Raw genomic sequence first — 1,760 nt, forward strand, 5'->3', positions numbered from 1 at the left:
CGTTACGTAGTTGTATCAGATAGTGTACTGAATCAATTACGTTGTTACTGGAAAATGTATCACCCAACGGGTTGGATGTTTTACTCGCGATTGTTAATGGATAAACCTATGTCAGCATCGACCTTCAGGAAGCCATTGAGAAAACACGCACAAGCGTGTGGTTTAGCGCACTGTAATCCACATGCCTTACGCCATGCTTATGCAACACATCAACTTGAATCAGGTATGCCACTTCATCAACTGCAACATCAGCTTGGACACAGTCATATTAAAACCACGCAAAGTTACTTACACTGGTTACCTGAGTTAGGGCATGGCGGTATTGATTTGCTTGCAGGTTGGGCTAAACAATGAGCGCTTTGCATCTCGCTGATATTTTAAACTCAAATCTTGAGAGTTATCGGCAACATCATACGATGAGCTATCAACAACTGCGTGTCTGTCAGCACCTGCAATCATGCAGAACGGGTCAGTTAGGTTACCAAGCATGGCAATGTGATAGCTGTGGTGAGTCGCAAAAGATTGGGTGTAGTTGTCGAGACCGTCATTGCCCACGTTGCCAAGGCATGGCCACGGCTAAATGGGTGCAAAAACAGCAGGAAGATTTATTACCGTGTCGGTATTTCCACCTTGTTTTTACGCTCCCTCATGAGTTGAATATCATTGCTCACTATAACCCAAATGCGTTGTATCAGTGTTTATTTAAAGCGACATGGCAAACGCTGAGTAAATTTGCGAAACGGAAAAAGCATGGCCAGTTAGGTATGACTAGCGTGCTGCATACGTGGGGGCAAAATTTAAGTCAGCATATCCATTTGCATTGTTTGATACCCGCAGGGGCGCTAAATAAAGCGCACTGGCATGAAATAGAAAAAGGTTATTTGTACCCCGTAAAAGCGTTATCGACGGTTTTTAGAGGAAAAATGCTGGCGGCGCTCAATGAATGTGATAGTTCATTCGCGAGGATAAACACGCCAACAAAGTGGTGCGTGTATAGCAAAGCTTGTTTAACGTACAGTGAAAAGCTAGTGAGTTACCTTGCGCGTTATACCCGAAAAGGCGTAATGTCAGAATCGCGATTAGTGTCAGCGAATGAGCAGTCAGTGAGCTTTAAATATCGCGACTATGCAGATAACAACCGCGATAAAGTCATGACACTGAGTTGTGATGAATTTTTACGGCGTTATTTACAACATGTATTGCCGAAAGGGTTTATGCGCATTCGCCACTATGGCTTTTTAGCTAATGCGTGTCGCAAGCGAAAGTTAGGGTTAATAAAGGCTCAAGCATCAATAACCCCATTCAAAGTGGTGAAGCCGAAGGCAGAGCAAGAACGATTAATACCGCATTGGCCTTGCCAGTCATGCAAGGCGGGTATCTTACGATTTATTGGTGTGATGAATTTAGATATGGCGACAAATAAAATAGCGCGAACGAGTTAGCAGCCTTGCTTKCTGCATCAAATCAATGAGTTAACCTGCTTAACTGTTCAGGCTAGTCGCGGCTGTGCGTGAGAAAAATATCCTTGCTTAACGGTTAAACATTAGGTTTAATGAATAGATAATAAAYGCTGAGCAATGCAGGGATAGCTTAGATACGATAGACACGCCAATGAAATTGGTTTGATATCACTTAGGCCATAAAAAACAAATTCCCATAGCATAAACAACACCAACTCTATACACCGAGCAGGTAGCGCCTCAGTCCAACAAGCGATTATGCAACACAAACTGCGTGTCGCATAAATACTAAAATGTTAG

2 protein-coding genes are annotated in these 1,760 nt (G+C 43.1%); both read left to right on the forward strand.

Annotated features, from left to right (window positions below; translation table 11 throughout):
- On the forward strand, positions 1-354 hold a 354-nt coding region (locus ADS77_RS21045; RefSeq protein WP_152960657.1), incomplete at its 5' end, for a tyrosine-type recombinase/integrase.
- Positions 351-1,442 (forward strand): IS91 family transposase, encoded by a 1,092-nt coding sequence (locus ADS77_RS21050; RefSeq protein ID WP_054456192.1) that lies wholly within the window; start codon positions 351-353, stop codon positions 1,440-1,442. The genes ADS77_RS21045 and ADS77_RS21050, both read left to right, overlap by 4 nt.
- Positions 1,443-1,760: the final 318 nt, after the last annotated feature.

The sequence above is a fragment of the Pseudoalteromonas porphyrae genome, assembly GCF_001298125.1.
GTDB lineage: Bacteria > Pseudomonadota > Gammaproteobacteria > Enterobacterales > Alteromonadaceae > Pseudoalteromonas > Pseudoalteromonas neustonica.